Here is a 6,690-nt window from a genome sequence, read left to right as displayed (position 1 = left end):
CTCCAGTTTTGATATCAGCTCCTGATTCTGCTAGGATGTCTAATAAACTTCTGGCACGACTGCGTTCGCTGACGTTTAATGCTTTAGCATCATAGCCTTTATTGGGGTTTTGTTTGTGCAGTTCCATTAATATCTCTATATGAAGTTGATAGTAATCTTGAACTGTGGCAAAGTATGATGTCCGGAGGTCTTGAGTGATAATACTACTCCGAATTTGTTCTAGAATATTGATAGCTGATTCAATATCTGTTAATGCTTCATTCAACTTACCTTGAATGCGTTTGACTGATGCTAGATTAGAAAGTGTTCTCGCTTGCCACCCGCGATCGCCAATATCCTGTGCAATACCTAAAGACTGCTGATAGAAATCTACCGCTTTTTCATACTCTCCTAAGCTACTGTAAGCACTACCCAGATTTCCCAATGATGCTACCGCCCCCGAAATATCCCCAATTTCTCGTTTAATCGCCAAAGACTGCTGATAAGAGTCTATTGCTTTTGTGTTATCTCCTAAACTTTGATAAGTAAGACCCAAGTTATGGAGAGTCCTCGCTTGTCCCTGACGGTTTTTAGTTTCTTGATGGATTGCCAGAGACTTTTGATGAAAATTTATCGCTTTCTCATACTCTCCTAAACTGTTATACATTAGACCTAAATTACCCAGAGAACCAGCTTCACCATCGCGATCGCGAATTTCTTGACGGATAGCGAGAGACTCTTGATGAAAATCTATTGCCTTTTCATTTTCTCCTAAAATGTGATAAACAAGAGCGAGATTATTTAGAGAACTAGCTTCTAACTTACGACTACGAATTTCTTTTGCTATTGCCAGAGAATCTTGACTAAAATCTATTGCTTTCTGATATTCTCCCAAACTATAGTAAGCAATCCCTATAATGTTGAGAGATGTAGCTATTCTCTGGGAATCTTCTATTTTTTTAGCAATAGCTACAGACTGCTGATGTGCTTCTATTCCTTTCTGATATCTTCGTAAAGTCATATAAGCATCACCCAATATACTCAGAGATTTAGCAGTTCCCTGGGGATCGCCTATTTCACGAAAAACTACTACAGATTGTTCCATAGATGCTATCGCCTTTCCTGACTCCCCTACACTCAGATAAGTATCACCCAAGTTACCCAAAGATTTCGCCTCTCCCTGGCGATCGCCTATCTTACGAAAAATTACTATAGACTGCTGATGTGCTTCTATTGCCTTCTCATATTCTCCTAAAAGATCATAAGCATTACCAAGATTAGTCAAAGTACCAGCGACACTCTTCCCATCACCTATTTCTGCTGCAATAACTATAGACTGCTGATAAAATTCTATAGCTTTCTGATACTCCCCTAGATTTTTGTGAGCAACACCCAACCTGTTCAGAGAATTAGTTGCCAGAGAGCGATCGCCAGTTTTTCTTGCTATAGCTAAAACCTGCTGATGAGTTCTAATTACCTGTTGATATTGGTTGAAATCATAATAAATATCACCCAAAAGGTTGAGAGAATTAACTTCTATTCGACGATTACCAATTTCCTGAGAAATAACTAAAGACTGCTGCAAAAATTCCACCGCCTTCTCATTTTCTCCAACAGTTCTGTAAGCAAACCCCAATAAACTCAGAGATTCAGCTTCACCCTCATGATCGCCAATTTTTTGATAAATTTTGAGTGCTTGCTGCCAATATTGAACCGCTGTTTTCAACTGTCTATTTTTCAAATTCTCAATTCCTTGTTTCAGGAGTTGGTCTGCTTGAGTTTTTTGCTGGACGGAAGTCTGTGCTAAAACCTCAATAGCATTAGCAGGTTTTGCGGTTGGGACAATCCAAGTAACAGTAACCCCACTTAACAAAGAAAGGAAGAGGGATATTATCCCTGCTGAAGTTGGCAAATTGAATCTTTTCATACTCATCAAATTTATAATACTCAGCAACATTTCATATTGTAACACAGGCATCTTGCCTGTCCCTAATATTTTGGTATTATAGGCATCTTAAATAAATTTCTATAAGGTTGTTTTTATCGAGAAATTGCGGGATAATTTGTAGATTGATTAGGAGTTAATTCTTGAATAATTTCAAAATACTATCATTATTTTTAAAATTTGCCAATATCTCTCTACCTCGTTCCGTTGCTGGTATTAATTCTGCTCCTGCTAATGCCTCTAATTTTTCTTGTTCTTCCCTAGATAGTTGTTAATTATTTTGACTTTCGTGAAACTTATTCATTAACTGTTGAAGTTTCTCATGTTGTGGCTGAGGAAAAAATATGTCTGGCACAAATATCCGGATAATAATTAAGGTATTTGTTTCTAAATTTGTTAGTTGTTGTTATAGCTGATCCAATGCTTTACCAGGAGAAATTCCTAGAGCTTGTTTTTCCCCACAAATTGCCCGATAATTTTCAGGTTGATTAGGATTGGATTCTTGAATAATTTCAATAGTATTCATATATTTCAGTTATTATTTATTAGTTATCAAAATAGCGCTTTTATTTCAAATTTGCCAATATTTCCCTAGTTCGTTCCCTTGCTGCTCAAATCACCTAATTATTTAATTTCCATAGTTAACATCCCTTTTCCTTTATCTATAACTATTCGTACTGCATCTAACCAAAAAGCACCTATCAATATTTCTGGTAAATTATCCTTTACATGAACTGGAATTGTAAATTATTGTCGATCCATTATCATCCTACCGTCATAAATCTCAAAATATGCCATTCCTTGAGCTGTACTTAACATTATATTTTAACGAACTTTCTTCCACCCTAAAGATTCTATATCTTGAGTCATAATTGCTAAATAACCTGTAGTAAATCCTGTGTCTAAAATAGGATCAATAGGAATAAATTTACCATTTTTAGCAATTAATTAAATCTCAAATATTAGTTCTCCTTCCTCTCCAAGTATCCCAGAAATAATTTAGATTTTCCCACAAGCTCCAGTTTCATGAATACGATAAATTACTAACTGACTGGTAGGACTATATGACGTTATTTTTGTTGTCAAACTTTTCAAGTCATTATCAAGTAAACAATCACCACTTTCTGGTTCAATAGCAATAAACCAATTGTAATAATTTTCAATCAGTTGCGGTCGAATTTTTTCAGAGATTTGAAAACAGCTTTCTACACGTTTTTTTTATTTCAATTGCTCCTTGATCTAATTCTTGAGTAGAAATAGAATTTGTCGAAAATATCCTATTTTTTTGCAGCCGAGAAGTCTTGATTAGTTTTGTCATAATTTTTTTCATAAAAACTTGATAATTATACTATAGTAATCCTAAATTTGATATAAGAAATTATTGTCTATCTTGCCCTAAATAAAGAAAAAGAATGTACTGCTTTAGTTATTCCCAAAAATGCCTAAAGCAACCCAGAGCGATCGAGCAGTAAGTTGTTCTTGAGTATTCATGCGGAGGCGTTCCACCATAACACGGCCAATGGGAGTTTTTCCCATTATTTCACAAGTATCTCTATCAAAAAGAAAATGTTCCTGCCAAATATCAATGCGTGGATTAAATAAGCGAACTTGCTCTTGAGTAACTTCATCAATTCCATCAATAAAACTTGACTTTCTCAGATTACAAATTCGACAAGCTAATGCTAAATTTTCTAACTCATTTAATCCCCCTTTGGCAATAGGAATAATATGCTAAACTTCAAAAGCTAAATTAAAAATTACCTCTGGCGCATAACAATATTCACACTGATTTTTAGCTCTTTTAGCAACAAATGGATAATTAGGATTCATTAAAATTAGTTTCCATAATTTTTAAAATTTTTCTATATATCCATTGTACTTCATCCTTTCGCAAAAATTAGGTTTCTTTATTTTTAAAATTTGCCAATATCTCTCTTGCTCGTTCCTCTGCTGCTGCTAATTCTGCTGTGGCTAATTTATCTAATTCTTGTTGTTCTTTGCTAGATAATAATTGTTGATTATCCTGACTTTCGTGAAACCTATTCATTAACTGTTGAAGCTTGTCATGTTGTGGCTGAGGAAAAAATTTGTCTGGAACAAATCTCCGGATAATAATTAAAGTATTTGTTTCTATATTTGTTAGTTGTTGTTCTAACTCATCTAATGCCTGCCCAGGAGAAATTCCTAAAGCTTGTTTTTCTCCACAAATTGCCCGATAATTTTCAGGTTGATTAGGATTTGATTCTTGAATAATTTCAATAGTATTCATATATTTCAGTTATTAGTTATCAATTATCAGTATAGCACTTTAGTCTGCGATCGCTCTGTTCATCAAAAACAGTATCCAATCTAATATTTCCATGAAAAGGAGGTAATTTTACATATTTACTAATTACTTGTTTGACGATTTATTTATAAGTATTTAGGGTATTAATTGCACAATTTCGACTTTTTCTAAAGTAAATTTATAATCCCCCTAAATCCCCCTTTGAAAGGGGGACTTTTACTTGGCTCCCCCCTTTGAAAGGGGGACTTTTACTTGGCTCCCCCCCAAGGAGGAATTTTTCTTAGCTCTCCCTTTCAAAGGCAGGGCTAATTCTTTGTCGTCAGAGAATATTTACAACCCTATATTTTTTCAATTCCACACTCCCCTCTTCCCCCTCTTCCTTGTCTTCCTTGTCTTCCCTCTCTTCCCTCTCCCCCCTCTTCCTTGTCTTCCTTGTCTCTAGCGACAATAAATAGTCCCTGCCTTTGAAAGGGGGAATTTTTCTTAGCTCCCCCCTTTCAAAGGGGGGCTGGGGGGATATAAAACACTTAGATTCTTAACAAAAATCCTGGCTCAATATTTCCTTTAATTGTCGCTCTTGCCGCCAAACCTTGACGTGATTCAAATGTTAACTTAGCAGTAGTTTTTTCTGGGGGATAAATAACATTAAATATCGCACCAGTTGTTAATCCATCTATTTGTTTCACATTTAATCCTCCCAACCAAATTTTAGCTTTATCCCCTTTAACTTCCGTAACTACTGCATCAGCAACAGGATTAGAATTTTCAGTTAAAAATATAGTTTGACTATCTAATTTAGTACCTGCCTTAAATTCATAAAGTGGATCTTGTCGAAAACGAGGTGGAATTTGTTTATTAAGGTATTTTATAACTGTTTCTGGCGTACCTGTTTCTTGCCATAAATATTGTGTAAATAAATAACTAAAAATTCCCGAATAAAAATCAAGAATTTTTACCTCTTTAGAAAGTTGAAGAGGTTGACAAGCAGCAAAAAATACTCCTTTGGCAATACCACTTTGATAACCTTTGACAAACTCATCCTTAGAGATATCTAACCGAGATAACCACTTTTCTTGATAAACTTTTTCTTGAGGAGTAATTTTTATTTTCTCTCCACTCGGACGAGAACGAACAGTATACTCTTCTTTAGTTGTCATTCCAGCGAAACAACTATCAAGTATTCCAGTAAAGTTTTCTGTTTTTAAAGCTGATGTGAGTATAAATAAAGTATGCCCCATAATATCATCAACCACACCACCAGTTTCAGGATTAGGAAAAGAACTATCAACTGGAACTAACGTACCACTTAAACCTTTAGGATCTATAAAAGCCTTGATAATAGGATCGGAATCTATAACGTAAGAACCATGTCCAGAATAGTTAAAAACTACCACATCTCCAGGTTTTGCTTGTTTAACTAAATGTTCTTCAAATGCTTCTAAAATTCCTTGGCGAGTTGCTTTTTTATTGGTCAGAATAACTATATCTTTGGGATTAAAACCAAAACGATGGTTTAGTAGATAATATTGCATGGCAATATCATTTACACAACCTCTTAATGGCTGATTTTCATATTCATTAATTCCTACTAATAAAGCTAGTTTACGGGAGGTACTTTGAGCTAATACTTTGCCATAATTTTCAGCTTGAGATAAGAATTTTAATTGACTGATACCAAGGGTAGCTAGAGTTGAACTGGCAAATTGGAAAAAGTGACGACGAGAAATACGAGACATTTTGAATTATTCCTTTTTTTTACTTTATGAAAATTATAGATATGATATCAAGAAAATATCAAATCCTACACTATTTGTAATAATTTGGTATCCAAACCCTGAAAATTATCAATATAGATAGTTCAGTACAAGTTTTGCTAACCACTTTCCTAAAAGTTATTATTTTTTTGATCGGCTTGCGACTAGAACATTATCAAGTTAGACAGCAAATTAAACTTTAAGTTACTCTTTCATCATTAATTATTCATTCCTAAAAGTTATTATTTTTTTGATCGGCTTGGGACTAGAAAATTATCAAGTTAGACAGCAAATTAAACTTTAAGTTCCCCTTTCATTATTAATTATCAATATTGCTTTAGCCACAGCTTTTTTCAAACTTATAACTAACCTTTGATATTGATGTTTATAAAGTCTTTTCGGTAATATTCCTGGTAAATTATTCATTAATTCTCTAGCAGTAACCAAATTACATCCAGAAATACCACAAATTTCATTTGCGCCTCTAAATTTAGCATCTATTGAAAATTTATAGAAACTATTGCACAATAGTAAGGTTGGGAATAGCGATCGCTTAAACTACTAAACTGATACACCTGAAAATTCTGTCATAGTAGGGTGGGTTAATGAAATATAACGCACCGTAAGAATCAGATGTACTATAGTGATGGAATAACACATAATGGTGCCGACTTACGAATTACCAAATCCATTTCATAGTCTGGATTTAAGTCGTAAGTAACCAC

The 6,690-nt window shown here is 34.3% G+C and carries 5 protein-coding genes and 1 pseudogene; 1 reads left to right on the top strand and 5 read right to left on the bottom strand.

Annotated features, from left to right (window positions below; genetic code table 11):
- Positions 1-1,906 (bottom strand): tetratricopeptide repeat protein (locus tag VKJ25_RS15595; RefSeq protein WP_324237557.1); only part of this gene is annotated, 1,906 nt, incomplete at its 3' end.
- A 161-nt stretch (positions 1,907-2,067) separates the two neighbouring features.
- Between VKJ25_RS15595 and VKJ25_RS15590 the strand changes: the two genes are divergently transcribed.
- A complete protein-coding gene (locus tag VKJ25_RS15590; RefSeq protein ID WP_324237556.1) occupies positions 2,068-2,199 on the top strand; it encodes a hypothetical protein in 132 nt (43 codons plus the stop codon).
- A gap of 1,372 nt (positions 2,200-3,571) precedes the next feature.
- Here the strand turns inward: VKJ25_RS15590 and VKJ25_RS24665 are convergent.
- From VKJ25_RS24665 to VKJ25_RS15575, 4 genes and pseudogenes are all read right to left on the bottom strand, one after another.
- Positions 3,572-3,643, bottom strand: a pseudogene (locus tag VKJ25_RS24665) (HNH endonuclease); the annotation flags it as partial.
- A 178-nt stretch (positions 3,644-3,821) separates the two neighbouring features.
- Positions 3,822-4,193: a hypothetical protein gene (locus VKJ25_RS15585; protein ID WP_324237555.1), complete on the bottom strand. Its 372-nt coding sequence runs from the start codon at positions 4,191-4,193 to the stop codon at positions 3,822-3,824.
- 545 nt (positions 4,194-4,738) lie between these two features.
- Entirely contained in the window at positions 4,739-5,947 is a 1,209-nt protein-coding gene (locus tag VKJ25_RS15580; RefSeq protein ID WP_324237554.1) for a caspase family protein, read from the bottom strand.
- Between the two features lie 318 nt (positions 5,948-6,265).
- Positions 6,266-6,493, bottom strand: a complete 228-nt coding sequence (locus VKJ25_RS15575) for a hypothetical protein (RefSeq protein ID WP_324237553.1) — start codon at positions 6,491-6,493, stop codon at positions 6,266-6,268.
- Between the last annotated feature and the right edge of the window lie 197 nt (positions 6,494-6,690).

It is taken from the genome of Okeania sp. (genome assembly GCF_035285525.1).
Classification (GTDB): Bacteria; Cyanobacteriota; Cyanobacteriia; order Cyanobacteriales; family Microcoleaceae; genus Trichodesmium.
This window is presented reverse-complemented; position numbering and strand designations above follow the sequence as displayed.